Origin of the sequence: Burkholderia sp. IMCC1007 (assembly GCF_027257875.1) — a bacterium.
Lineage (GTDB): Bacteria > Pseudomonadota > Gammaproteobacteria > Burkholderiales > Burkholderiaceae > Burkholderia.
The window spans coordinates 46,656-72,666 of sequence record NZ_JAPVQY010000029.1; the positions used below are offsets into that span (position 1 = coordinate 46,656).

The 26,011-nt window shown below is 66.9% G+C and carries 26 protein-coding genes and 1 pseudogene; 3 read left to right on the plus strand and 24 right to left on the minus strand.

The window, feature by feature from the left end:
* Nucleotides 1–35: 35 nt before the first annotated feature.
* From trpA to O1Q03_RS23200, 15 genes and pseudogenes are all read right to left on the minus strand, one after another.
* On the minus strand, nt 36–851 hold the full coding sequence (trpA, locus tag O1Q03_RS23130; RefSeq protein ID WP_269506355.1) for a tryptophan synthase subunit alpha: 816 nt from the start codon (nt 849–851) through the stop codon (nt 36–38).
* A gap of 88 nt (nt 852–939) precedes the next feature.
* Nucleotides 940–1,791 carry a DNA-methyltransferase gene (locus O1Q03_RS23135; RefSeq protein WP_269506356.1) on the minus strand — a complete coding sequence of 284 codons (852 nt, stop codon included), beginning with the start codon at nt 1,789–1,791 and terminating at the stop codon, nt 940–942.
* 9 nt (nt 1,792–1,800) lie between these two features.
* Nucleotides 1,801–2,994, minus strand: a complete 1,194-nt coding sequence (gene trpB / locus O1Q03_RS23140) for a tryptophan synthase subunit beta (protein ID WP_269506357.1) — start codon at nt 2,992–2,994, stop codon at nt 1,801–1,803.
* Between the two features lie 53 nt (nt 2,995–3,047).
* Complete coding sequence (locus O1Q03_RS23145) at nt 3,048–3,749, minus strand: phosphoribosylanthranilate isomerase (protein ID WP_269506390.1); 702 nt, start codon at nt 3,747–3,749, stop codon at nt 3,048–3,050.
* The gene (truA, locus tag O1Q03_RS23150; protein ID WP_269506358.1) at nt 3,746–4,558 is read right to left on the minus strand and encodes a tRNA pseudouridine(38-40) synthase TruA; all 813 of its coding nucleotides are present in this window, start codon (nt 4,556–4,558) and stop codon (nt 3,746–3,748) included. The genes O1Q03_RS23145 and truA overlap by 4 nt, the downstream gene beginning before the upstream one ends.
* Nucleotides 4,558–6,609, minus strand: coding sequence for a FimV/HubP family polar landmark protein (locus tag O1Q03_RS23155; RefSeq protein ID WP_269506359.1), 2,052 nt, complete (start codon nt 6,607–6,609; stop codon nt 4,558–4,560). Before O1Q03_RS23155 ends, truA begins: the two co-directional genes overlap by 1 nt.
* A 188-nt stretch (nt 6,610–6,797) precedes the next feature.
* A pseudogene (locus tag O1Q03_RS40235) lies at nt 6,798–7,024 on the minus strand (substrate-binding domain-containing protein); the annotation flags it as partial.
* A gap of 161 nt (nt 7,025–7,185) precedes the next feature.
* Nucleotides 7,186–8,307, minus strand: a complete 1,122-nt coding sequence (asd, locus tag O1Q03_RS23165) for an aspartate-semialdehyde dehydrogenase (protein WP_006756674.1) — start codon at nt 8,305–8,307, stop codon at nt 7,186–7,188.
* 85 nt (nt 8,308–8,392) lie between these two features.
* Nucleotides 8,393–8,512 (minus strand): hypothetical protein, encoded by a 120-nt coding sequence (locus tag O1Q03_RS23170; RefSeq protein WP_006754086.1) that lies wholly within the window; start codon nt 8,510–8,512, stop codon nt 8,393–8,395.
* A gap of 120 nt (nt 8,513–8,632) precedes the next feature.
* Nucleotides 8,633–9,700 carry a 3-isopropylmalate dehydrogenase gene (gene leuB / locus O1Q03_RS23175; RefSeq protein WP_269506360.1) on the minus strand — a complete coding sequence of 356 codons (1,068 nt, stop codon included), beginning with the start codon at nt 9,698–9,700 and terminating at the stop codon, nt 8,633–8,635.
* Between the two features lie 75 nt (nt 9,701–9,775).
* Nucleotides 9,776–10,426, minus strand: a complete 651-nt coding sequence (leuD, locus tag O1Q03_RS23180) for a 3-isopropylmalate dehydratase small subunit (RefSeq protein WP_269506361.1) — start codon at nt 10,424–10,426, stop codon at nt 9,776–9,778.
* Between the two features lie 65 nt (nt 10,427–10,491).
* The gene (locus O1Q03_RS23185; RefSeq protein ID WP_269506362.1) at nt 10,492–10,638 is read right to left on the minus strand and encodes an entericidin A/B family lipoprotein; all 147 of its coding nucleotides are present in this window, start codon (nt 10,636–10,638) and stop codon (nt 10,492–10,494) included.
* Between the two features lie 3 nt (nt 10,639–10,641).
* Complete coding sequence (gene leuC / locus O1Q03_RS23190; RefSeq protein ID WP_269506363.1) at nt 10,642–12,051, minus strand: 3-isopropylmalate dehydratase large subunit; 1,410 nt, start codon at nt 12,049–12,051, stop codon at nt 10,642–10,644.
* Between the two features lie 216 nt (nt 12,052–12,267).
* Nucleotides 12,268–13,026: a Tat pathway signal protein gene (locus tag O1Q03_RS23195; RefSeq protein ID WP_269506391.1), complete on the minus strand. Its 759-nt coding sequence runs from the start codon at nt 13,024–13,026 to the stop codon at nt 12,268–12,270.
* Nucleotides 13,027–13,064: 38 nt separating this feature from the next.
* The gene (locus tag O1Q03_RS23200) at nt 13,065–13,886 is read right to left on the minus strand and encodes a hypothetical protein (RefSeq protein ID WP_269506364.1); all 822 of its coding nucleotides are present in this window, start codon (nt 13,884–13,886) and stop codon (nt 13,065–13,067) included.
* 406 nt (nt 13,887–14,292) lie between these two features.
* Between O1Q03_RS23200 and O1Q03_RS23205 the strand changes: the two genes are divergently transcribed.
* Nucleotides 14,293–14,625 carry a cupin domain-containing protein gene (locus tag O1Q03_RS23205; protein ID WP_269506365.1) on the plus strand — a complete coding sequence of 111 codons (333 nt, stop codon included), beginning with the start codon at nt 14,293–14,295 and terminating at the stop codon, nt 14,623–14,625.
* Nucleotides 14,626–14,754: 129 nt separating this feature from the next.
* Nucleotides 14,755–15,480: a glutathione S-transferase gene (locus O1Q03_RS23210; protein ID WP_269506366.1), complete on the plus strand. Its 726-nt coding sequence runs from the start codon at nt 14,755–14,757 to the stop codon at nt 15,478–15,480.
* A gap of 267 nt (nt 15,481–15,747) precedes the next feature.
* On the opposite strand, the gene O1Q03_RS23215 is transcribed toward O1Q03_RS23210, so the two are convergent.
* The 5 genes from O1Q03_RS23215 to O1Q03_RS23235 form a co-directional block, all read right to left on the minus strand.
* Nucleotides 15,748–17,280 carry an amino acid permease gene (locus O1Q03_RS23215; protein WP_269506367.1) on the minus strand — a complete coding sequence of 511 codons (1,533 nt, stop codon included), beginning with the start codon at nt 17,278–17,280 and terminating at the stop codon, nt 15,748–15,750.
* A gap of 138 nt (nt 17,281–17,418) precedes the next feature.
* Nucleotides 17,419–17,883 (minus strand): Lrp/AsnC family transcriptional regulator, encoded by a 465-nt coding sequence (locus O1Q03_RS23220; protein WP_124486396.1) that lies wholly within the window; start codon nt 17,881–17,883, stop codon nt 17,419–17,421.
* A gap of 101 nt (nt 17,884–17,984) precedes the next feature.
* The gene (locus O1Q03_RS23225) at nt 17,985–18,743 is read right to left on the minus strand and encodes a dimethylarginine dimethylaminohydrolase family protein (protein WP_269506368.1); all 759 of its coding nucleotides are present in this window, start codon (nt 18,741–18,743) and stop codon (nt 17,985–17,987) included.
* Between the two features lie 218 nt (nt 18,744–18,961).
* A complete protein-coding gene (locus O1Q03_RS23230; protein ID WP_269506369.1) occupies nt 18,962–20,212 on the minus strand; it encodes a DUF1479 domain-containing protein in 1,251 nt (416 codons plus the stop codon).
* Nucleotides 20,213–20,322: 110 nt separating this feature from the next.
* On the minus strand, nt 20,323–20,712 hold the full coding sequence (locus O1Q03_RS23235; protein WP_269506370.1) for a VOC family protein: 390 nt from the start codon (nt 20,710–20,712) through the stop codon (nt 20,323–20,325).
* A 71-nt stretch (nt 20,713–20,783) separates the two neighbouring features.
* On the opposite strand from O1Q03_RS23235, the gene O1Q03_RS23240 reads away from it, so the two are divergent.
* Nucleotides 20,784–21,773: an AraC family transcriptional regulator gene (locus tag O1Q03_RS23240; protein ID WP_269506371.1), complete on the plus strand. Its 990-nt coding sequence runs from the start codon at nt 20,784–20,786 to the stop codon at nt 21,771–21,773.
* Nucleotides 21,774–21,863: 90 nt separating this feature from the next.
* Here O1Q03_RS23240 and gltA read toward each other — a convergent pair whose 3' ends face one another.
* From gltA to sdhA, 4 genes are all read right to left on the minus strand, one after another.
* A complete protein-coding gene (gene gltA / locus O1Q03_RS23245) occupies nt 21,864–23,165 on the minus strand; it encodes a citrate synthase (protein ID WP_269506372.1) in 1,302 nt (433 codons plus the stop codon).
* Nucleotides 23,166–23,231: 66 nt separating this feature from the next.
* Nucleotides 23,232–23,504, minus strand: a complete 273-nt coding sequence (locus O1Q03_RS23250) for an FAD assembly factor SdhE (protein ID WP_011548107.1) — start codon at nt 23,502–23,504, stop codon at nt 23,232–23,234.
* A gap of 6 nt (nt 23,505–23,510) precedes the next feature.
* Complete coding sequence (locus O1Q03_RS23255; protein ID WP_006479352.1) at nt 23,511–24,212, minus strand: succinate dehydrogenase iron-sulfur subunit; 702 nt, start codon at nt 24,210–24,212, stop codon at nt 23,511–23,513.
* Between the two features lie 21 nt (nt 24,213–24,233).
* Nucleotides 24,234–26,009: a succinate dehydrogenase flavoprotein subunit gene (gene sdhA, locus O1Q03_RS23260; RefSeq protein ID WP_269506373.1), complete on the minus strand. Its 1,776-nt coding sequence runs from the start codon at nt 26,007–26,009 to the stop codon at nt 24,234–24,236.
* Nucleotides 26,010–26,011: the final 2 nt, after the last annotated feature.

Genomic DNA, 26,011 nt, shown 5'->3' on the forward strand with positions numbered 1-26,011 from the left:
GGCCGACCGGCCCGTTCCCGCTTCCTGTGTTGTGTTTATCGCGCGGTCTTGCCGGCGCCGTCCAGCGCGGCACGCAGCTCGGCGATGAACGTCTTCAGCTCGGCGGCGGCGCCCTCCGGTGCGGCGCTCTCGAGCAGCTGCACCAGACGGCTGCCGATCACGACGGCGTCCGACACTTCGGCCACCGCGCGTGCCGTTTCGGCGTCGCGGATACCGAAGCCGACGCCCACCGGAACCGGCACGCGCGACTTGATGGCCGGGATTTTACCCGCAATGCTCGAAACATCCAGATTTCCGGCGCCGGTCACGCCCTTGAGCGACACGTAATACACGTAGCCGCTCGCGATCTTGCCCACGTCGGCGATGCGTTCGTCGGTCGACGTCGGTGCGAGCAGGAAGATCGGATCGATCTGCGCGGCGCGCATTTTCTCGGCGAACACGCCCGCCTCTTCCGGCGGATAGTCGACGACGAGCACGCCGTCGACGCCGGCCGCCTGTGCTTCGGTGGCGAACGTGTCCACACCCATTCGTTCGATCGGATTCGCATAACCCATCAGCACGACGGGGGTCTTCTGGTCGGTCTCGCGAAAGCGCTTCACGTCGGCGAGCACGCTCGTGAGCGTGACGCCGCGCGCGAGTGCGCGTTCCGACGAGCGCTGGATCACCGGGCCGTCGGCCATCGGGTCCGAGAACGGCACGCCGAGCTCGATCACGTCGGCGCCGCCCGCGGCGAGCGCGTGCATGAATTCGACGGTCTTCGCGGGATCGGGGTCGCCGGCCGTGATGAATGGGATCAGGCCCTTACGGCCTTGTTCGGCGAGTGCGGCGAAGGTCTGCTGGATACGATTCATGGCAATTTTCCTTTGTCGACCGGCGTTAGCGCTTTAGCGCTTACTCCGGTCCCATGCAAAGCAGCGATCGGCACTGCGGCGGCGCGACTCACGCGCACGCCTTCGCGGCGAGCGCGTTCACGCGCTCGTGCGCGATCGCGCAATAACTTTCGTTGATCTCGTAGCCGACGAAGTCGCGCCCCTGCCGTGCGCAGGCCACCGCGGTCGTGCCGCTGCCCATGAACGGATCGAGCACGCGGCCGCCTGGCGGGCAGCTCGCGAGCACCATCCGCTCGATGATTTCCAGCGGCTTCTGGGTCGGATGATCGACGCGCTCCGCGTGCTGCCGATGCAGGCGCGAGACCGACCAGACGTCCTTCGGGTTGTAGCCCATCTCCAGCCACTTGCTGCCTTCGAACAGCTTGCGCGAGCGGGCCTTCTTCGTGTCGGCGTCGTACGGGATGCGGACCGGATCGAGATCGAAGTAATACGCTTTGGAAACCGCGAAAAAGCCGATGTTGTCGTGCACCGACGTGAAACGGCGCGTCGTGCCGCCCATGCTCGGCACGCGCCGGTCCCAGATGATCTCGTTGACCATCGTGAGCTGCGTCTTCAGGAAGCTGAAGATTTCCGGCGCGTACTGCCACGTGCAGAAGATGTACATCGACCCGCTCGGCTTGAGCTTCGGAATCGCGAGTTCGAGCCACGCGCGTGTCCACGCGAGGAAATCGTCGCCCGAACGCTTGTCCGAATCGTTGCCGTAGTCCTTGCCGAGCCCGTACGGCGGATCGGCGACGATCAGGTCGATCGACGCATCCGGCAGGCGCGCGGCTTCGGTCATGAAATCGCGGTTATACAGTTCGATCCCGGACGGCAGTGCGCGCGGCACGGCGACGACGGGCTGCCCCGCCTCCGCCTCGCTCGCGGCACCGCCGCCCGGCTGTTCGATCAGGTCACGCATCGGCGGCGGTCAGAGCGCGATGCCCGATCGCTCGGCGACCGTGTGCATGTCCTTGTCGCCGCGGCCCGACAGGTTGACGAGCAGGATCTTGTCCTTCGGCAACGTCGGCGCGAGCTTCACGCCATACGCGATCGCGTGGCTCGACTCGAGCGCGGGGATGATCCCCTCGATCCGGCAGCAGTCGTGGAACGCCTTCAACGCTTCGTCGTCGGTGATCGGCACGTACTGCGCGCGGCCGCTGTCCTTCAGCCATGCGTGCTCGGGGCCGACGCCCGGATAGTCGAGGCCCGCCGATACCGAATGCGTCTCGATGATCTGACCGTTGTCGTCCTGCAGCAGGTACGTGCGGTTGCCGTGCAGCACGCCGGGGCTGCCGGCGATCAGCGATGCCGCGTGACGGCCCGTGTCGAGGCCGTCGCCGGCCGCTTCGACGCCGATCAGCTGCACCGATTGATCGTCGATGTACGGATAGAAAATGCCCATCGCGTTCGACCCGCCGCCGACGCACGCGATCACCGCGTCCGGCTGGCGGCCGGCGAGTTCGGGCATCTGCACCTTGCATTCGTCGCCGATCACGCGCTGGAAGTCGCGCACCATCGCCGGATACGGGTGCGGGCCCGCGACCGTGCCGATGATGTAGAACGTGCTTTCGATGTTGGTGACCCAGTCGCGCATCGCTTCGTTCAGCGCGTCCTTCAGCGTGCGCGAACCCGATTCGACCGGCACGACCGTCGCGCCCAGCAGCTTCATCCGGTACACGTTCGCGGCCTGACGGCGCACGTCCTCCGAGCCCATGTAGACGACGCACTCGATCCCGAAGCGCGCGCAGATCGTTGCAGTCGCGACGCCGTGCTGGCCGGCGCCCGTCTCGGCGATCACGCGCTTCTTGCCCATGCGCTTCGCGAGCAGCGCCTGGCCGATCACGTTGTTGATCTTGTGCGCGCCGGTGTGGTTCAGGTCTTCGCGCTTCAGGTAGATCTGCGCGCCGCCGAGCATTTCGCTCCAGCGCTGCGCGTGATAGATCGGCGACGGCCGGCCGACGAAGTATTTCAGTTCGCGCTCGTATTCGGCGACGAATTCGGGGTCGTTCCGGAATTTGTCATAGGCGCCGCGCAGTTCGTCCAGCGCGTGAATGAGCGTTTCGGCGACGAATACGCCGCCGTACGGGCCGAAGTGGCCGTGATCATCAGGAAGGTTGTACATGGTGTCTCTCTCGATCGTCGGTGCGCCCGCTTTGGGGGCCGCACCGGCTTGCATCACCCGGCGTCCGCTTCGCGCACCGCGCGTACGAACGCCGCCATTCGGGCGTGATCCTTCACGCCCTTTGCGCCCTCCACTTCGATGCCACTCGAGACATCGACAGCAAACGGACGCAGCTGGCGGATCGCATCACCGACGTTTTGCGCGTTCAAGCCACCACTCAAAACGGCCCGACGCGCGAGCTCTGCGGGAATAAGAGACCAATCGAAGACCTTGCCGCTACCGCCGTAATCCGGCACCAGAGTGTCGAACAGGAGGCCGCGCGCTTTCGAATAATGAAGGGCTGATTCTACCAAATCGGACGGCTGAGTCGAGGGGCCGACGCGCACGGCACGCAACCACGGCAATCGAGCCGCGCGGCCGAGCGCGTCGCACTGCTCGGGCGTCTCGTCGCCGTGGAATTGCAGCGCCGTCAGCGGCACGTCGCGTACGACGGCCTCGAGCTCGGCTTCGGTCGCGTTCACGAACAGGCCGACCACCGAGACGAACGGCGGCGCAAGGCTTGCGAGCTCGGCCGCCTGCGCGATCGATACCGCGCGCGGGCTCTTCGGATAGAACACGAGGCCGATCGCGTCGGCGCCGAGCGCGGCTGCATGCACCACGTCCTCGGGGCGCGACAGCCCGCACAGCTTGATGCGCGTGCGCGGCGCGAGGCCGGCCGCGGCGGAAGTCGAGGAAGACACGGCATGCTCCGTCATGTTTGTGGATCCAGATCGGCCCAGACGCTGCTCCACGGCACGCTGCCGAGCTGCGCGGGCGGGACGGCGAATTCCGCCGGGTAGCCGACGTGGGCGAGATACAGCCCGTCGGCCATGAACGTGGGCGCGGCGAGCGAGCGGTCGCGCCCGGCCAGCACATCGGCGACCCAGTCGGCCGGATAGCGGCCGCGGCCCACCGCGACGAGGCAGCCCATCAGGTTGCGCACCATGTGATGCAGGAACGCGTTCGCGCGGAAGCGGAAATGGATGAAGTGGCCCGCGCGCCGCACGTCGATCTGATACAGGTGTTTGACCGGCGTCTTCGACTGGCATTCCGACGACCGGAACGACGAGAAGTCGTGCTCGCCGAGCAGGTGTGCGGCGGCCGCGCGCATCGCGTCGTCGTCGAGCGGCGTATGGATCCAGCCCGCGCGGCCGGCCAGCATCGGCGAGCGCACCGGCTGCACGTACAGCGCGTAGTAATAGGTGCGCTCGAACGCCGAGAACCGCGCATGGAACGTGTCCGGCATCGCCTTCGCCCACTGCACGGAAACCGTCGGCGGCAGGAATGCGTTGGTGCCGCGCACCCACGAGAATTCGGTGCGATCGAGCTCCGTGTCGAAGTGCACGACCTGCCCGAGGCCGTGCACGCCGGTGTCGGTCCGCCCGGCGACGGTCGTATGCAACGGCACGCACGCGAACTCGCCGAGCGCATGTTCGAGCGCGTTCTGCACGGTCTTGCCGTGCGGCTGCGCCTGCCAGCCGCAGAACGCCGCGCCGTCGTATTGAATCCCGAGCGCGATCCGCATCACGCGTGGTCCGCCAGCTTCGCAAGCAGCGCGCGCGCGTCGTCACGCGTCGCGGCGTCGTTCGCGGCAATCACTTCCTGCAGCAGCGTGCGCGCACCGGACAGATCGCCGAGTTCGACGTATTCGGACGCGAGGTCGAGCTTGTTGCGCGCGATGCGCGCGAGCTCGTCCGGTGTCAGCGCGGGCAGTACGGCGCCCGGCGTCGAAGGCAGGTCGAGATCGAAATCGAGCTTCAATGCGCCGAACTGCGCGCCGCCGAGCGGCGCCAGCGACGACGGCGTGGACGAGCCGCCCGCGCGGGTAGCGGGCTGCGTCGCGTCGGGGTCCCAGTCGAAGTCGTCTTCCTGGTCGAACGTGTGTGCCGGGGACGGATCGTTCGCGCCAACTGGCGGGGGCGGCGCGGATTGACCGTTAGTTGCGATTCGGTCACTTGCCGCTTGCTCTTCCGGCGTGGCCGGCTCATCGGCAATCCGCGGCGGCAGCGGCATGTCGAGACTGTTGAGCGCGGCGATCGCGTTCTGCATCAGCGCGGCGTGCTGCGCGTCGTTCGCCGGACGTGCGGCCGACGGATCGGCCGGCGTGCCCGCGACCGCTTCCGCAGCGGGTTTCACGTCGTGCGGAGCCGGTGCCGCATCGTTCTCGGGCGCGGTGTGCGTGGCCGTCGCTTCCGCTCGATCATCGAGCGGCTTCGCCGCTTCCGACTGCGGCGACACATCGCCATCGCGCGTCTCGAACGCCTCGGCGGCTGCCGCGCCGGCCGCGACGAGATTCACGTCGGTCGCTGCGTCGCGGGCAAGCGGCGTTTCGGGCAGCACCGGCGCCAGCGGCTCCACGGACGGCGACACGTCGGCATAGGTAGCCGCCGCATCACCGGAGCCCGTCGCGATCGCGTTCGCAAGCCGCGCTTTCCGGCGTCGGCGCCATGCGAACCCCGCTGCGAGAACGACCAAGCTGGTGCCGGCCACTGCAACTGGACGCCAGTCCAGCTGTTCGCCATCACTCGCAGGCCGTGCGCTCGCGACGGACGCGGCCGGCTGTACCGGCGCCGATGCCGATGCCGGCTGCGCAGCACTGGCGGTCACGCCGGACGCCACATCGCTCGTCGGCGACGCAGCGGCCGGCGCACCGGTATCGTTCGCGGCCGCACGCGGTGCAGCGGGCGCCGGCACGGGGGACACGCCGTTCGTCGCGGCCTGCTTGCCGATGCCGTGTTTCTGCAGCTCCATCAGTACGCGATTCTTCAGCGCGAGCAGTTGCTGCAAGCTCGACGGCCGCGGCTGCGATGCGGCCGCGGCGGGTGCCGCACCGGCCGGTACATGCGCGCCGCCGGTCGAAGGACCGGACCCGGATTGAGCAGCCACGTCGCTCGCCGCGGACGGTGCGGACTGGATCGTGCCGCTCCAGACGTGCGGCCCGCTTGCCCCGGCAACGGGTGCCGCCGGCTGGACGGTTTCGACCGTCGACGCGCCATGCGCGGCGGAAGCGCCGACCGCAGCCGATGCACCGGCTGCGGCTGCCGCGCTCGCGCTCGCACCGCTCACCGGTGCAGCATGCGCGACCGATGCACTCGGCGCGGCTTGCACGGCCGAGCCAGGATGCGGCGCGGCCACGCCATGCTGCGCGGCTGTGGACGCACCCACACCCGCGCCGGCGACTGCGGCCGAAGCTGCCGTTGCCGCGGACGCACCGGCCGGCGCAAGTGCGGCACCCGTCGCGTCGAGCGCAGGCACCGTCAGTGTCGCGCCCGTTTTCAGGCGGCTCGCGTCGTGCTTCATGAACGCCTGCGGATTCGCGTCGAACAGCGCGCGGCCGGCGCGGGCGAGCACGACCGGATCGTGCGACTGGGTGGCCGCCTTCGCGATGTCGTTCAACGACTGGCCGGGCTGGACCGTCACGGTGAGCAGCGCGGCGCCGCCGGCGCCGGACGCCGGTAGTTCGCCGGTGCCGGCCGCCCAGGCGGATGCGGCCGCACCGAGCGCCAGGATCGCCAGCGCGCCACGCACGGCGCGCGACAGATGGGACTGGCGCGGAAACAAGGAAATTCGGGACATCGTAGGCTCTATCGCCGCGCGCGGGGCGCGGCTCGGATTCGCGTTTGGAAGCGTCAATAAAGTCGCCGCAGAAATGCAAAAGCGTCGCGCTGAACGCGACGCTTTCGGCGACTCTGCGCGTCGTAACCGCGTAGTTTACTTCACACGATCGAGTTCGGCCGAATTCATCACCGGCGTGCGGGCCCGGATCATGCCCGCGCATCGTTGCAACGGCGGCCACGCCGCGCCGCCGGCGTACGAATCGCGCGATTACCGCACCGATGAATGCCGCGAATCGCATCGCCGTCGTGCCGCATCACGCGCCGCACCATGTCCGCGGCCATGTCGGGGACGGCAACTGCACCGTGGTCAGCGCCGGCGACCCAATCGCCGCCACGACACGATCGTCCATCCCGAGGACCGACGCATCGTCGGGCGTGCAGCGGTTTTATCGAAAACGCGGCCGCGATCGATACCTACCGCGGCGCCGGCATCACCCTGCACGCACGAGCCGCCAATGAAAAACGCCTGCCGCCCCGCGAAGGGCTGGCAGGCGTATCGCTTCGCGCGCCGATGGCGCGCGGCGCGGCCCGATACTTACTTGTCGAGCAGGATGCGCAGCATGCGGCGCAGCGGCTCGGCCGCGCCCCACAGCAGCTGATCGCCGACCGTGAATGCCGACAGGTATTCGCCGCCCATCGCGAGCTTGCGCAGACGGCCGACCGGCACCGTCAGCGTGCCGGTGATCTTGGCCGGCGACAGATCGCGCATCGACGCTTCACGCTCGTTCGGCACGACCTTCACCCAGTCGTTCGCCGACGCGAGGATGCCGTTGATCTCGTCGAGCGGCACGTCCTTCTTCAGCTTGATCGTCAGCGCCTGCGAGTGGCAGCGCATCGCGCCGATCCGCACGCACAGGCCGTCGACGGGGATCGAGCCCGGCTCGCCCATCGCCGGCTTGCCGAGGATCTTGTTGGTTTCCGCGCCGCCCTTCCACTCTTCCTTCGACATCCCGTTGCCGAGATCCTTGTCGATCCACGGAATCAGCGAGCCGGCGAGCGGCACGCCGAAGTGGCTCGTCGGCATCGCATCGCTGTTCATCGTCGCGAGCACGCGGCGGTCGATGTCGAGGATCGCGGAAGCCGGATCGGCGAGCTGTTCCTGCACCGCGCCGTGCAGCGCGCCCATCTGCGACAGCAGCTCGCGCATGTTCTGCGCGCCCGCGCCCGATGCGGCCTGGTACGTCATCGCGGTCATCCAGTCGACGAGGTTCTCGCGGAACAGGCCGCCGAGCGCCATCAGCATCAGGCTGACCGTGCAGTTGCCGCCGACGAAGTTCTTCGTGCCCTTGACGAGCGCGTCCTTGATCACGTCGAGGTTGACCGGATCGAGAATGATGACCGCGTCGTCCTTCATCCGCAGCGACGAGGCCGCGTCGATCCAGTAGCCGTTCCAGCCGGCCGCGCGCAGCTTCGGGAACACGTCGTTCGTGTAGTCGCCGCCCTGGCACGTGATGATCACGTCGCACTTCTTCAGCTCGTCGACGTTGGTCGCGTCCTTGAGCGTAGTCTCGTTTTTCGCGAACGACGGCGCCTTGCCGCCCGTGTTGCTGGTGCTGAAGAACACCGGTTCGATCAGGTCGAAATCACCCTCTTCCTGCATGCGCTGCATCAGGACGCTGCCGACCATGCCGCGCCAACCTACGAGACCTACGTTCATGACTAACCCTTTGCTTTGAATGGAGCTTCCCCGCCATTTCCGTCCCCGCGTGACCGCGCGGGGAAACAGGCGGGCACGACGGCGATCAGCGTTTAATGATCGTTTTCGTGGTAATGGTTTTCGTGATGACGATGGCGCGCGTACCCGCACGGGCAATGTTGCCGTGGAGTTTCAGGACCGGGGAGATCAGGGAAATCAGCGCCATCGTTCGAGTCTACACAAAGCCGGTTGCCCGCACAACGGCCAACCGTGCGCGAACCAGCCGATTTTCCGGCCCGTTCGCGCCCTTTCTACATTAACTGCCTATGCGTTACAGCCGCCCGCGTCACAGCGCCGCGAGCACCGCGTCGCCCATCGCCGCCGTGCCGACCTGCTGGCAGCCCGGCGTCGCGATGTCGCCCGTGCGATAGCCTTGTTCGAGCACCGTTTTCACCGCGCGCTCGATGCGATCGGCCTGCTCCGCGCGATTCAGCGAGTAGCGCAGCAGCATCGCGGCCGACAGGATCGTCGCGAGCGGGTTCGCGATGCCCTTGCCCGCGATGTCCGGCGCCGAGCCGTGCGACGGTTCGTACAGGCCCTTGTTGTTCTTGTCGAGCGACGCCGACGGCAGCATGCCGATCGAACCCGTCAGCATCGACGCTTCATCCGACAGGATGTCGCCGAACATGTTGCCCGTGACGATCACGTCGAACTGCTTCGGCGCCTTCGCGAGCTGCATCGCCGCGTTGTCGACGTACATGTGCGACAGCTCGACGTCCGCGTATTCCTTCGACACGTCGATCATGATGTCGCGCCAGAATTGCGACGTCTCCAGCACGTTCGACTTGTCGACCGACAGCAGCTTCTTCGCGCGCTTTTGCGCGGCCTGGAACGCGACGTGCGCGATGCGGCGCACTTCCGGTTCCGAATAGCGCATCGTGTCGAAGCCTTCGCGCTCGCCGGCGAACGGGCCGTCCGGTGCTGCGCGCACGCCGCGCGGCTGGCCGAAGTAGATGTCGCCGTTCAGTTCGCGCACGATCAGGATGTCGAGGCCCGCGACGAGCTCCGGCTTGAGCGGCGACGCATCGACGAGCTGCGGATAGCAGATCGCCGGGCGGAAGTTCGCGAACAGCTCGAGATGCTTGCGCAGCCCGAGGATCGCCTGCTCGGGGCGCAGCGCGCGCTCGAGCGAGTCGTACTTCCAGTCGCCGACCGCGCCGAACAGGATCGCGTCGGCTTCCTTCGCGAGCTTCAGCGTCGCGTCGGGCAGCGGATGGCCGCTCGCCTCGTAGCCCGCGCCGCCGACCGGCGCCTGCTCGAGCTCGAATTTTTCGTCGAGGGCGTTCAGCACCTTGACCGCTTCATTGACGATTTCCGGACCGATGCCGTCGCCGGGCAGCACTGCAATCTTCATGCGTTATTCCTGACTGGGTAGGTGATGGTGGCAGGTCGGCGAGCGCGGCTCATGCGCGCCCGCCCGAAGGCAATCTCAGCCGACCAGCTTGGTGTTGAGCCACGGCTGCTTCGCGAGCCGCTCCGCTTCGAACTGGCGAATCTTGTCGGCGTGACGCAGCGTCAGGCCGATGTCGTCGAAGCCGTTCAGCAGGCAGTACTTGCGGAACGCGGTGATCTCGAACGGATACTCGCGGCCGTCGGCAGCGCGCACGACCTGCGCGTCCAGATCGATCGTCAGCTGATAACCGTTGAACGCGACCGTCTCGTTGAACAGGTGATCGACCTGCTGCTCGGTCAGCACGATCGGCAGCAGCCCGTTCTTGTAGCAGTTGTTGAAGAAGATGTCGGCGAAGCTCGGCGCGATGATCGCGCGGAAACCGTACTGCTGCAGCGCCCACGGTGCGTGCTCGCGCGAGCTGCCGCAGCCGAAGTTCTTGCGTGCGAGCAGCACCGATGCGCCCTGGTAGCGCGGCTGGTTCAGCACGAAGTCCGGGTTCAGCGGGCGCTTCGAGTTGTCCTGGCCCGGCTCGCCGTGATCGAGGTAACGCCATTCGTCGAACGCGTTCGGACCGAAGCCCGTGCGCTTGATCGACTTCAGGAACTGCTTCGGGATGATCGCGTCGGTGTCGACGTTCTCGCGATCGAGCGGCGCCACGACGCCGGTGTGTACAGTGAATTTTTCCATGATCCGTCTATCCGGTTGAAGGGCCGGCAATCAGCCGGCGCACATCGACAAATTGTCGGCGGGCATCAGTCCGCGGCGCGCTGGAGCGCGTTGCCGGCGGCATTGACGTCCTTGCCGAAGCCCTGGACGGTATTGCAGCCGGCCAGGCCGGAGCCCAGCCCCGCGAGCGCCAGCGCGGCAACCAGCCGCGCGACGACCTTCGATGCCGTCATGCGTTACCCCAGCTTGCGAATGTCGACGAAGTGGCCTTCGATCGCCGCTGCCGCCGCCATCGCGGGGCTCACGAGATGCGTACGACCGCCCGCGCCCTGCCGGCCCTCGAAGTTGCGGTTCGACGTCGACGCGCAGCGCTCGCCCGGCTCGAGCCGGTCGGCGTTCATCGCGAGGCACATCGAGCAGCCCGGCTCGCGCCATTCGAAGCCGGCGTCCGTGAACACCTTGTCGAGCCCTTCGCGCTCGGCCTGCGCCTTCACAAGGCCCGAGCCCGGCACGACCATCGCGAGGCGCACGTTCGACGCGACGCGGCGGTTCAGCTTCTTCACGACATACGCGGCCGCACGGATGTCCTCGATGCGCGCGTTCGTGCACGAACCGATGAAGATCTTGTCGACCTTGATCGACTCGATCGGCGTGTTCGGCTCGAGCGCCATGTAGGCCAGCGCGCGCTCCATCGCGTCGCGCTTGACCGGATCCTTCTCGCGCTCGGGATCGGGCACGCGACCGTCGATCGACGTGACCATTTCCGGCGACGTGCCCCACGTGACCTGCGGAACGATCTCGGCTGCGTTCAGCTCGACCACGCGATCGAACTGCGCGCCTTCGTCGGACTTGAATTCGCGCCAGTACTCGACGGCCTGATCCCATTCCGCACCGGTCGGCACGAACGGACGGCCCTTCAGGTAGTCGATCGTCGTATCGTCGACGGCGACCATGCCCGCGCGCGCGCCGGCTTCGATCGCCATGTTGCAGACGGTCATCCGGCCTTCCATCGTCAGCGCGCGGATCGTCGAGCCGCCGAATTCGATTGCGTAGCCCGTGCCGCCTGCCGTGCCGATCTTGCCGATGATCGCGAGCACGATGTCCTTCGCGGTACAGCCGCGCGGCAGTGCGCCCTCGACCTTCACGAGCATGTTCTTGCTCTTTTTCTGCAGCAGCGTTTGCGTCGCGAGCACGTGCTCGACTTCCGACGTGCCGATGCCGTGCGCGAGCGCGCCGAACGCGCCGTGCGTCGACGTGTGCGAATCGCCGCACACGATCGTCATGCCCGGCAGCGTCGCGCCCTGCTCCGGCCCGATGATGTGCACGATGCCCTGGCGCACGTCGTTCATCTTGAACTGCGTGATGCCGAACGCATCGCAGTTCGCATCGAGCGTGTCGACCTGCAGCTTCGACACGGGATCGGCGATGCCGTGGCTGCGATCGGTGGTCGGGACGTTGTGGTCCGACACGGCCAGGTTCGCGCTGATGCGCCACACCGGACGGTGCGCGACGTTCAGCCCTTCGAACGCCTGCGGGCTCGTGACTTCGTGCAGCAGCTGACGGTCGATATAGAGGAGTGCCGTGCCGTCGTCCTCGGAGTGGACGACGTGGGTGTTCCACAGTTTGTCGTAGAGAGTCTGTGCCATGGGTATGCGGGGTCGTTGTGACTACAAGCCTTGCTGGTGCGACCGATTATGCCACGCAGAATACGCGACGGCGCAGGCCGGATGAGAAAAAACCCATTAAAAACAGTGGTTTGGCTGGTAGTGCCAATACCTGTATCGGCATTACCAGCCAAAACGGGGCACGCACGATCCGGCGCGCGAGGGTCGCGCGTGCGGTGCCCGTATCCGCGCCCTCGCCTAGCCGTTCGGATATTCGCGATTGATCAGCGCGAGCCGCAGCATCGAGAGTTGCATGCCGACGTTGCTCATCAGGTAAAGGTCGCGCCGTCGCATCGCCGGCTGCTGGGCCGATGCATCGTAGGCGCCCGGCAGCGACAGGCCTGCCGGCACCGCCGCCTGCATCCCCCCCGCGTTCGACACGCGCACGGCGATCGCCTCCTGATCGCGATGCGTGACCACGCCGACCTTGCCGAGCGCCGCCGCCGACCGGGACTGCCTGACGATCGCGGCAGCCACGCCGTCGGGCGTCGGTATCGGGCTGCCGGCGACCGCGGCAGGCGTCGCGATCGACGTCACGCCGGCCGTCATGCCGTACTTCGACGCGAGCACGCTCGCGACTTCCTGCTGCGCGAACACCGGCACGGCGACTTTCTGTCGAAGCTGGAACACCGCATCGGCGATCGCCTCGTTCACGGGGCCCGGCACCGGCGCGGCGGCCAATGCCCCGGCGCGACTGCCGAAGCTGAACGCGGCAATCGTGTTGATGGCGGCAGCATCGACGGTCGGCGGTGTCCACGAGAAAAACGTGTCGAGCAGGTAACCGGTTTCGTCGGCTGCGGTCGCGCGATCGTTCAGTTCGTTGGTCAGCTTGCCGAGCATCTGGCGCTGCAGTTCCGCGTCGGAAACGGGCGCGTCGCTCGCGAAAGCGGGCACAGCGGCGGCGCACGATGCGGCGAGCAATGAAGTGGAAGCCAGGAAATGGCGGCGGTTCGTCATGGTCACGGTCATGGGATTCGAATCGGAAGCGAAAGGCATCAGCCCTTCGGAAACGCCTGCATCGTCGCGGCGATCGCGCGGGTCAGCATCTGCGCATACATGTCGTGCACGAGGTAGAGGCTGCGGTTGCGCGTCCATGGTTGGCCCGATTGCGGGTCGTACACGGTCGGGAGCGGCACCTCGGCGACGGCCGCCGCCTTCATGCCCGCCTGCCGCGACGTCTGGATGCAGCGCTTCGCATGGTCGCGATGGCCGACCACCGCCACGGTGCCCATCGCGGCGGCGCCGCCCGCGCGCGTGACGGCCTCGGCCGCAACGCCCGCCGTGCTCAGGTACACGATCGTGCCGTCGCTCGCGATCACCGGCTCGATCGACGACAGCACGTCGCTGCCCAGCCCGTACTTCGACACGAGAAAACGCGCGATTTCCCACTGCGCGTAGACCTTCACGGGCTTCAGCTGGCGGATGCGGTACACGGCGTCCGCCAGCGCTTCGTTGACGGGCCCCGGATCGGGCAGCGCCGACTGATTGCCGCCCGTGCTCGACGTATTGCCGCTCGCCGCGTTCGGGCGATTGCCGAAGCTGTACGCGACGATCGCGCCGATCTGCGCGGCCGGCACCGTCGGCAGATCCCACGTGAAGCCGACATCGGTCAGCGCGGGCACGATCGCGTCGACGGTCGCCGCATCGCCGAGCTGCGCATTCAGCTTCGCGGACATCTGCGCGGCAAGCGCCGCATCGGTGATCGGCGCCGATCCGACATCGTCGCCGCCGCATGCGCTCAACAGCGGCGCTGCCGCAACGGCCGGCGCGGCAGCCAGGAATTTTCTGCGTACAGCAGTCGATGGATTCAATTTCATCAGAAATACGAAACGATGCGAAGCGCGCCGTCCGCAGGTCGCGGCGGTGCAAATCGCGGGTTCACGGGAAACGACAATCGGGCAAGTCGCGCGGCTCGGCGCGGGGCGGCAGGATCGAAGCGCGCGCCGCAACGCGACGCTGCGTCGATTGACGATGCCCGATCGTAGTGGGCGTTTATTAAATCGCGGTGAACCGGCTGGACGAATGCGGACGTTCGTCGCGCCGTTTCACCGGCGGACACGTTCGTTTCATCGGTCGCGAGCGAGCGCGGCACTGTTTCATCGATGGTGCGCAACGCGATGCGCGTGCATCGTCGCGTGCCGCGGGCCGATTGAAGTGTTTCGCGCTACGATGGTGCGATCCGCATGCCCACGTTCCCACGATCCGGACCCGGAGCCTACGACGATGAAGCTCGGCATCAACGAATCGCTCGCGCGCCTCGACGATGAAGGCACGCTGTTCACCACGCTGTTTCGCCACGGCACGCTCGACGTCGAACTGTACCGGCCGCGCGGCGAGGATCGGCAGACGCCGCATACGCGCGACGAGGTGTACGTGATCGCGGCCGGCACGTCGCGGTTCGTGCTCGACGGGCGCGAATGCGCGGTCGCGACGGGCGACGTGCTGTTCGTGCCTGCATTCGCCGCGCACCGTTTCGCCGGCTTCTCCGACGACTTCTCGACCTGGGTGTTCTTCTACGGCCCCGAAGGCGGCGAGCGCGACGCACGTGCTGCATGACGCGCGGCATGCGCCGCACTTTCCGTACGATCTCCTAGACTGTCTATTCGTACCGGGCGGCGCATGGCCGCCCTCCCCGCCATCACGATGCGCGCATCGCCCGACGCATCGACCGGACAGGAGCACTGCATGCGATACGAACTCTATTACTGGCCCGAAATCCAGGGCCGCGGCGAATACGTGCGGCTCGCGCTCGAAGCGGCCGAGGCCGACTATGTCGACGTCGCACGCGAATCGGGGCGCGGCATGGGGGTGGCGGCGATGATGCACATGATGGACAGCACGAAGGCCGAACACGTGCCGTTCGCGCCGCCGTTCCTGAAGGCCGGCGACGTGGTCGTCGGGCAAACCGCGAACATCCTGCTGTTTCTCGGCACACGGCTCGGGCTCGCGCCCGACGATGAAGCCGGGCGGCTATGGGTGCATCAGCTTCAGCTGACCGTCGCCGATTTCGTGACCGAGATCCACGACACGCATCATCCGATCGGCAGCGGCCTCTACTACGAAGACCAGAAAGCCGAGGCCGCCGAACGCGCGGCCGATTTCCTCGAACACCGGCTGCCGAAATTCCTGGGCTATTTCGCGCGCGTGCTCGCGCAGAATCCGCACAAGGGCGGCTATCTCGCGGGCAGCGCGCTCAGTTACGTCGATCTGTCGATATTCCAGCTGATCGAAGGGCTGCGTTACGCATTCCCGAAAGCGATGAAGCGCGCGGAACGCAAGATTGCGGGGCTCGTCGACCTGCACGACCGCGTGGCTGCACATCCGCCCATCGCGCGCTATCTCGAGTCGGAGCGCCGCATTCCGTTCAACGACATGGGGATCTTCCGGCACTATCCGGAGCTGGACAAATAGCGGCGATTCAGTGGCCGACGGCGTCTCGTGCAAGTGACGCCACATGATCAGGCCGTCCGCGTCGCGCCGGAACACGGCCGTCGAGCGAGCACAACGTCTATGCGCTCTACGTCGCAACCCGGCACGTGCCGCAGAAAGTGCGTGCGTGGGCCGACTTCCTGAAGACGCAATTGAAGAAACGCGCGCGCTCAGCACTGTCCGCCCGCGCGCGCGCGTCGTCATGCGTACTTCATCCGCACCGGCTTGCCGCACACGCCGGTTGCGCGCTCAGCGCGACTGGCCATGCTGCGTCGTCGCCGCGTCGACGGCCTCGACCGAGCGCGTCAGCCACGGGCCGATATCCATCTCCTCGTAGCGCACGAGCCGGCTCTTGCGTGCGCGGCGATACGCCCACCAGATCGCGACGAACAGCGGAATCCACACGTAGATCGACAGCACTTCCATCCAGTCGATGCGGGCCGCGAAGAACGCCTGGTAATCCTGCCCGAGCGAGATCACGATGCAGACGGCGATCGCGAACAGCGGCCCGAACGGGAACCACTTCGCGCGGTACGGCAGCTGCTCGAGCCGGTAGCCCTGCTTCAGGAAACCCTTGCGGAACCGGTAATGGCAGACCGCGATGCCGAGCCATGCGATGAAACCGGTGATGCCGACCGTATTGAGCAGCCACAGGTAGATGCTCTGGTTGTTGGTCAGCGAAGTCAGGAAGCACAGGCCGCCCACCGCCATCGTCGCGTACAGCGCGTTGCGCGGCACGCCGCCCGGCGACAGCGTCGCGAACATCGCGGGCGCACGGCCTTCGGCCGCGAGGTTGTACAGCATCCGCGTGGCCGCATACGTGCCGGAGTTGCCGGCCGACAGCACGGCCGTCAGGATCACCAGGTTCATCGCGCCGGCGGCAAGCCGGAAGCCCGCATGGCTGAACACCAGCGTGAACGGGCTCACGCCGATGTCGGTCACGTCGCTCTTCAGCAGATTCGGGTCGGTGTACGGCACCAGCAGTCCGATCACGAAAATCGCGAACACGTAGAACAGCATGATCCGCCAGAAGATCTGCTTCACCGCGCGCGGAATCGTCTTGCGCGGGTTTTCCGATTCGCCGGCCGTGATCCCGACGAGCTCGGTGCCGAGAAACGAGAATCCCGCAATCAGCGCGACGCTCATCATCGCGTGCACGCCGCCGACGAACGGCGCGTCGCCGATCCGGAAGTTGTGCAAGCCGACCGGATGGCCGTTGCCGAGCAGGCCGGCCGCGATCAGCAGCCCGGCCGCGATGAACGCGATCACGGTGACGACCTTGATCAGCGAGAACCAGTATTCGGATTCGCCGAAGCCGCGCACGGACAACGTATTCAACAGGAAGATCAGCACGAGGAACCCGGCGCCCCACCATATGCCCGGTATCTCAGGAAACCAGTAGCGCATCACGATCTGCCCGGCGACCAGCTCGATCGCGATCGTCACGGCCCAGCTGTACCAGTAGGTCCAGCCGAGCGCGACGCCGAAGCCTTCGTCGACGTACTTCTCGCCGTAGACGGCGAACGAGCCAGACACCGGCATCAGCGCGGCCATCTCGCCGAGCCCCGTGACGACGAAGTAGACCATCAGCCCGATCGCGATATACGCGGCGATCGCGCCGCCCGGCCCCGCCTGCGCGACCGACGCGCCCGACGCGACGAACAACCCCGTGCCGATCGAGCCGCCGATCGCGATCATCGCGATGTGGCGGCTCTGCAGCCGGCGCTTGAGCACCGTCCCGGACGGTACGGCCGTCTCCGCTGCCGCTTGCAAAGCATCCATAGTGTTCACCCTGATTGGAATCGGCGCGATCGATTTGATTCGGAATACCAATCGATCGCGCCGGTTATTCGCATCGAAACCGGCGCTGCCCGACGGGCCGCGCATCCGCTGCCGCCGGCCCTTGCGCGCACTGCCCCGTCAGACGACGCTGCGCTTGATCGCCTGCAGCTCGGCCGTCGTCACGATCTTCTCGATCCGGAAGCGCGGACTTTCCAGCCACGCGTTCGCGATCCGCCGGTATTCGTCGAGATCCTCGCACGCGAGCCGCACGAGAAAATCGAACGTGCCGCTGACGAGCCAGCAATCGAGCACGGCCGGATTCGCCCGCATCTCGTCCTCGAACGGTGCCTGCGAACGCCCGTGATCGGCCAGCACGATCTGCGCGATCACGACGATCGGCTTGGTCGCGCGCGGCGCATTGATCACCGCGCGGTAGCCTTCGATCACGCCGAGCGCCTCGAGCCGCTCCACGCGCGCCTGGCACGGCCGCGGCGTGAGGTTCACGAGCTCCGACAGCTTCCGGTACGAGATCCGTCCGTCGGTGCGCAGGATGTCGAGGATCCGTAGATCGATCTTGTCGAGCTGCATCTTCTTGTCGGTCATCCGCGTTCGCTCCGGTCGGGTCGTGGCTGGTGCGCGGAGCGTCTCCTCCAGTTCCGCGCGGGGGCCACATTATCCGGCCGAAGCGGCCGCGCGCCAATCGGCTAGAACCGCAGCGACAGGCAGGTCAGGCCGCCGTCCATCTTGCGGAACTCGCTCGTGTCGATCACGTGCAGCGGCAGCCCGAGCGAGCCGATCGCGTCGTGCACGCGCGGATAGCCGGCCGGCGTGATCAGCGTGCCGTTCACGCGCAGCGTGTTGCCCGCGTATTCGTCGGCCGCCGAGATCGCGATCCGGCGATAGTCGGCGAACGCCGGATGCGCGGCCAGCGCGTCGGTCACGAGCAGCGTGTCGTCGCCGAGCGCGTTGACGACCGACTTCAGGTGCAGGCCGGCGCCGACCGGCACCGCGACGACCGAATAGCCGTAGCGCGACACCAGCGATTCGAACTCGGCGATGCCTTCGGCGTCGGTGCGGCCCGTCAGGCCGATGAAGAAGCGCTTGCCGACCAGCATCACGTCGCCGCCGTCGAGACGGCCTGCCTGCATCGGCAGCAGCTCGCGATGCGCGCCGAGCGCCGCTTCGATGTGGGCCGTCTCGCCGCGCCGTGCGGGCGCGCCGGGGCGCGTGATCACCGCGAATTCCGGCGTCACGACGGCGACGTCCTCGACGAAGTGCGAATCGGGGAACGCGTCCAGCGGCGGCAGCTCGATCAGCTCGACGCCGAGCCCGCGCAGCGCGTCGCAGTACGCGTGGAACTGCGTGAGCGTCTTGTCGTAGTCCGGCGCGCCGAGCGCGGCGGTGGTGAGACCCGCGCCACAGGACGGCGCGGGACGGCGAACGATCGCTTGCGTGAATTGCATCGACTTCTCCATGGTCATCGCTGCCTCGTGCGGCGCACGGGACAGCTGCGTTGTGTCCGGACCATTATCGGAAGCCAAATTGCGCAATTCGCGTCGATTTCGCCGGCGTCCGCAGCCGATCGCGTCGAATTGCACGCGCGACGCAGCGGATTCGGCAGATGACCGCCGCTGGCGCCGCAAACCGCCGCCGGCGGTGCCCGCGCGGCGCGCCGCAACCGTCATGCGAGCGGCTCGAAGCCCATCTGCGCGCGGCCGAGCGCGGTGAGATCGCCCGCCCCTGCCCGGCCGTCGAAGTCGACCTCGAAATGGTCCGCCGGGAAATCGGGCGGACTGTCGCCGCGCACGAACGCGAGCCGCTGGCGCCGCAGGTACGCATCGTTCTTCGCGCAACCGGGCGCGGCCGCGATGTACATCACGTTGCTGTCGCCGCTGCCGCGATGCGCATCCTCGACCGCGTGCACGACGTCGCCGTGCCAGAACACCGCGTCGCCCGGCTCCATGTGCGGGATCGGCACCAGCGCGTCGAGCAGCAGCGCATGCCATTCCGGCAGGACCGACAGCGCGCGGCCCGGACGCGCGCCGCACAGGTCGTCGTCGGCGACGTCGTCCTGCAGCGCGCGCAGCACGACGTACGCCATCGCGTTCGCAACCGGGATCAGCTGCAGCGTGCCGTCGCCGGGCCCTTGCGGCGTCAGCGCGGTCCAGCCCTGGAACGTGCGGAACATCGAGCACACGGCCGGCGACGGAATCTCCTCGACGTCCGGACGGAACGCCGCGTCGAACGGATCGTAATCGCGCCACCGGCCGGCCAGCACGTGGCGGTAGACCTGCCGGAAATTCGCGCCGAGCCAGCGCTCGACCGAGCCGCCGTCGACGTGCGGCGACAGCCCGAGCGACGTCGAACCGGGCGGCCGGCGGCGGATCCGGTCCGCGTAGGCCGGCACCTGGTCGGGATCGAAATGCGTGCGCCCGCCGTCCGCATGGCGCCACAGGCGGTTCAGGAACACGCGTGCCTGCGTGAGTGCCGGCGACTGGCGCGCGGCCACCTGCGGCTTCGTCCAGTAGACGCCGAAGATCTGCGGCTTGCTCGATGCAAGGTCGCCGAAATAGCGGTCCTCCGCGCGCGCATGCAGCCGGTCGGCGAAGCGGTTCGCCTGCAGATAGGCGCCGATCTCGTCGTTCCAGTCGCGCGCCTGCTGCGCGTCGAACACGCCGCGGATCACTACCGCGCCGTGCGTGCGGATCGCGGCAATCGCGCGCGGATCGACGGTGCCGTTCGCGATATCCGCGAATTGCAGCACCGGAATCACGTCGCGGCCGTGCACGTGCGCGCCGCGGATCGCGTCGACCTGTCGCGCGATGTCGCCCTCCAGTTCGCGAAACGTGGCCGCGTAGCCGGGCAGGTCGGCGCGCAGCGCCCGTTTTGCCGCGCGAATCGCGGCCGGCAGGTCGTCAATCGTCAGGTGCATCGTTGTCTCCTCGCTGAGTCGTGTCGTGACGCGTGCTCAGCGTACGGCCGCCGCGCGATCGCCGACGACACTATCCGGCCAGCAATCGATACAATCCTGACAACCGGACATCACTCGGCCCGGTGGCACACCACGCACACCTTGTTGCCGTCCGGGTCGCGGAAATACGCGCCGTAGTAGTCGGGGTGATAGTGCGGCCGCAGCCCCGGCGGCCCTTCGCAGGTGCCGCCGTGCTGCAGTGCGAGCGCATGGCAGCGATCGACCTGCGCGCGCGTGTGCGCGGCGAACGCGACCGTATGGCCGTTGCCCGGTTCCGGCGCGCGGCCGTCGAGCGGGCGGCCGAAGAAGAACAGCGGACGGTCGGTGTCGGCCGGCATCCAGCCCGACCAGCCGTCCGGCTCGCTGAACTTCAGACGCAACCCGAGTTCCGCGAGCAGCGGCGCGTAGAAGTCGTACGCGCGCGCGGTATCGCCGACACCCACGCAAACATGTGAAAACATGGCATCGCTCCGTCGTGACGAATGCTCACGATCATGCCACGGCGCGTTGCCCGCCCACACCGGAGGCCGCGATGAAACCGCAATACGAGCACGTGACGTTCGCGCCCGGCTGTTCGATCCGCGTGTACCACCGCCAGCTCGCGCGCATTCCGTTCGAATGGCATCGCCATCCCGAATACGAACTGACGCTGACGCTCAACAGCCGCGGCCGGCGCTTCGTCGGCGATCACGTCGCCCGCTACGCGGACGACGACCTGGTGCTCGTGCCGCCCAATCTGCCGCATACGTGGTCGTCGAACGCGCGCATCGATCGCGATGCGCCGGAAGTCGCGCTCGTCGTCTGGTTCGATGGCGACTGGGCGCGACGCGTGGCCGACTGTTGCCCCGAGTACGCGCCGCTGCGCTCGCTGCTGCGGCGCGCGGCGCCGGGGCTGAGCTTTTCGGCCGACACGGCCCGCGCGATGCGCGCACGGCTGCCGCAGCTGCTCGATCCGTCGCCGCGCATCCGGCTCGCGGCCGCACTCGACACGCTCGCCGATCTCGCGGAAGCCGGCGGCGAGCCGCTCGCCACCGCGCACGCGTATGGCCGGCCCGATGCAACCGCCACGGCCACGGCCGCGGCCGCCGACATCGCCGCGCCGGAGGCCGAACGCCTCGACCGCGTGCTCGATGCGATCGACCGCCGCTTCCACGAACCGCTGCGCATCGACGCCCTCGCCGCGGCGGCACACATGTCCGAACGCACGCTGCAGCGGCTCTTCGCGCGGCACCTCGGCGAAAGCGTCGGCCGCTACGTGCAGCGGTTGCGGCTTGCGCACGCGTGCCGTCACCTGGTCGGCACCGACTGGCCGATCGCGACGGTGGCCGCGCGCTGCGGCATTCCGAACGCGGCCAACTTCAACCGCCAGTTCCTTGCCGCGCTCGGGATGACGCCGCGCGCATACCGGCAGTTCTTCGCGCAGCACGGCCATGCGCCCGATGCCGGCGCGCCGCCGCTCGATACGCGGCCGCCGTCGCTGGAGCGCCGCACCGGATCGGGCCAGCTTCGGCCGCGCAAATGAAAACACCCCGGCGGGATGACCCACCGGGGTGTCGACGCGTTGCGCGTGCCGCACGCGAGCGGCCTGACGGCCGTTCGCGCGACGTACGATTTAACGTTCGTTGATCGGCTTCGCTTCGCGCGGTGTGTCGCCGATGAACAGCTGACGCGGACGGCCGATCTTCTGTTCCGGATCCGCAATCATTTCGTTCCACTGTGCGATCCAGCCGACCGTACGTGCCATCGCGAAGATACACGTGAACATCGACGTCGGGATGCCCAGCGCGCGCTGAACGATGCCCGAGTAGAAGTCGACGTTCGGGTACAGCTTGCGCGACACGAAGTATTCGTCTTCCAGCGCGATCTTCTCGAGCTGCATCGCGAGCTTGAACAGCGGGTCGTCGTGCAGGCCCAGTTCGTTCAGCACTTCGTAGCACGTTTCGCGCATCAGCTTCGCACGCGGGTCGTAGTTCTTGTATACGCGGTGACCGAAGCCCATCAGCTTCACGCCCGAATTCTTGTCCTTCACCTGCTTGATGAATTCGGGGATGTTGTCCGGCGAACCGATCTGCTCGAGCATGTTCAGCGCGGCTTCGTTCGCACCACCGTGCGCCGGGCCCCACAGACACGCGATACCGGCCGCGATACACGCGAACGGGTTCGCGCCCGACGAGCCGGCCAGACGGACGGTCGACGTCGATGCGTTCTGCTCGTGGTCGGCGTGCAGGATCAGGATACGGTCGAGCGCGCGGACGAGCACGTCGTTGACCTTGTACTCTTCGCACGGGTTCGAGAACATCATGTGCATGAAGTTCGCGCTGTACGACAGCTCGTTCTTCGGATACACGAACGGCTGGCCGATGCTGAACTTGTATGCCATCGCGACGAGCGTCGGCAGCTTCGCGATCATGCGGATCGCCGACACTTCGCGGTGACGCGGGTCGTTGATGTCGAGCGAGTCGTGATAGAACGCCGACAGCGCGCCGACGGCCGCGACCAGCACTGCCATCGGGTGCGCATCGCGACGGAAGCCGCGGAAGAAGAAGTGCATCTGCTCGTGCACCATCGTATGCTTCGTGACGGTGTCGACGAATTCCTTCTTCTGCGCTGCGTTCGGCAGCTCGCCCTTCAGCAGCAGGTAGCACGACTCGAGGAAGTCGGCGTTCTGCGCGAGGTTGTCGATCGGGTAGCCGCGGTACAGCAGTTCGCCCTTGTCGCCGTCGATGTACGTGATCGCCGAATTACAAGCTGCCGTCGACATGAAGCCCGGGTCATACGTGAACTTGCCGGTCTGGCCGTACAGCTTGCGGATGTCGATTACGTCCGGGCCCATCGTGCCCTTGTAGATCGGCATTTCGACGCTCGGCGAGTTGTCGCTGAACGATAGCGTGGCTTTAACATCAGACGGAGTCATGGCACATCCTCAATCGAAATAAAGAAACGGGATTCGATAACGGGCACAGCGCGTTACACCTTGGCGTTACACGTTGCGCAGCATCTCCAACAGCCGGTGAATATCCGGGCTGTCTAGGTCGCCTTCTGGTTCCTTGCGCGCGAGGAGCAAGTCCATCAGGTCGTTGTCGCTCAGATCGAGCAGGCGCGACAACGCGCCTACGTCTGCATCGGTGAGGTCATGCTCGTATCTGCCGAAGAATCGTTCGAAAACGATGTCGTTCTCCAGCAGACCCCGCCGCGCGCGCCAGCGGAGGCGCGCGCGGCGGTGCGGGTCGGATTGATGCGAATCGTCGCTCATGAAACTTTATACCGCGCGACGAACCATCAGTTCCTTGATCTTGCCGATCGCCTTCGTCGGGTTCAGGCCCTTCGGGCAAACGTCGACGCAGTTCATGATCGTGTGGCAGCGGAACAGACGGTACGGGTCTTCCAGGTTGTCGAGACGCTCGCCGGTGGCGGTGTCGCGGCTATCCGCGATGAAGCGGTAAGCCTGCAGCAGGCCGGCCGGGCCGACGAACTTGTCCGGGTTCCACCAGAAGCTCGGGCACGACGTCGAGCAGCTCGCGCACAGAATGCACTCGTACACGCCGTCGAGCTCGTCGCGCTCTTCCGGCGACTGGAGGCGTTCCTTCTCCGGCGGCGGCGCGTCGTTGATCAGGTACGGCTTGATCGAGTGGTACTGGTTGAAGAAGTGCGTCATGTCGACGATCAGGTCGCGCACGACGGGCAGGCCCGGCAGCGGGCGCAGCACGATCTTCTGCGGCAGGTCGTTCAGGTTCGTCAGGCAAGCGAGACCGTTCTTGCCGTTGATGTTCATCGCGTCCGAACCGCACACGCCTTCACGGCACGAGCGGCGGAACGACAGCGTCTCGTCCAGTGCCTTCAGCTTGACCAGCGCGTCGAGCAGCATGCGTTCATGCTGGATCTCGAGCTCGTACGTCTGCATGCGCGGCGCTGCGTCCTTGTCCGGATCGTAGCGGTAGACTTCAAAAATGCGTTTTGCCATTTCGGATTCCTTTGACTCGGCTTAGAACGTGCGCGGCTTCGGCGGCACGGATTCGACCGTCAGCGGCTTCATTTGAACCGGCTTGTAGTCGAGGCGATCGCCTTCGCTGTACCACAGCGTGTGGCGCAGCCAGTTGTCGTCGTCGCGGTGTTCGTAGTCGCTGTGCGCATGCGCGCCGCGGCTTTCCTTGCGCGCTTCCGCCGACACCATCGTCGCGCGGGCCACTTCGATCAGGTTCTCCAGCTCGAGCGCTTCGACGCGCGCGGTGTTGAACACCTTCGACTTGTCCTTCAGGTGGATGTTTTCCACGCGCGCCTTCAGGTCGGCCATCTGGTCGACGCCTTCCTTCAGCAGCGCCGACGTGCGGAACACGCCTGCATGCTTCTGCATCGTCGCGCGGATGTCGTTCGCGACGTCCTGCGTGTACTCGCCCGAGCTCGACTTCTCGAGCTTCGCGAGGCGCGCCAGCGAGAATTCGCCTGCGTCAGCCGGCAGCGGCTTGTGTTCCTTCTGGTTCTTCACGTGCTGAACGATGTGGTTGCCGGCCGCACGGCCGAACACCACGAGGTCCAGCAGCGAGTTCGTGCCGAGGCGGTTCGCGCCGTGCACGGACACGCACGAGCATTCGCCCACTGCGTAGAAGCCGTTGACCGGTTCCTTGTGATCGCGCGACGTGCCGACGACCTGACCGTGGATGTTGGTCGGGATGCCGCCCATCTGGTAGTGGATCGTCGGGACGACCGGGATCGGTTCCTTGATCGCGTCGACGTTCGCGAACTTCAGCGCGATTTCGCGGATCGACGGCAGACGCTTCATGATCGTCTCGGCGCCGATGTGCGACAGGTCGAGCAGCACGTGATCCTTGTTCGGACCGACGCCGCGACCTTCCTTGATTTCCTGGTCCATCGAACGCGACACGAAGTCACGCGGCGCCAGATCCTTCAGCGTCGGTGCGTAGCGTTCCATGAAGCGCTCGCCGTTCGCGTTGCGCAGAATGCCGCCTTCGCCGCGCACGCCTTCGGTGATCAGCACGCCCGCGCCGGCCACGCCGGTCGGGTGGAACTGCCAGAACTCCATGTCCTGCAGCGCGATGCCCGAGCGTGCCGCCATGCCGAGGCCGTCGCCGGTGTTGATGAACGCGTTCGTCGATGCCGCGAAGATCCGGCCTGCGCCGCCCGTCGCGAACAGCGTCGTCTTGCCTTCCATGATGTAGACGTCGCCCGTCTCCATCTCGAGGGCCGTCACGCCGAGCACGTCGCCGTCGGCGTCGCGGATCAGGTCGAGCGCCATCCATTCGACGAAGAACTGCGTCTTCGCTTCGACGTTCTGCTGGTACAGCGTGTGCAGCAGCGCGTGACCGGTACGGTCGGCGGCCGCGCAAGCGCGCTGGACCGGCTTCTCGCCGTAGTTCGCGGTGTGGCCGCCGAACGGGCGCTGGTAGATCGTGCCGTCGGCGTTACGGTCGAACGGCATGCCGAAGTGTTCCAGCTCGTACACGACGTTCGGTGCTTCGCGGCACATGAACTCGATCGCGTCCTGGTCGCCGAGCCAGTCGGAGCCCTTGATCGTGTCGTAGAAGTGGTAGTGCCAGTTGTCTTCGCTCATGTTGCCGAGCGATGCGCCGATCCCGCCCTGCGCGGCCACCGTGTGCGAACGCGTCGGGAACACCTTCGACAGCACGCCGACCGACAGGCCCGCGCGCGACAGTTGCAGCGCTGCGCGCAAGCCCGAGCCGCCCGCGCCGACGATCACCACGTCGAACTTGCGGCGCGGCAGGGAAGTTTTGATTGCAGCCATTC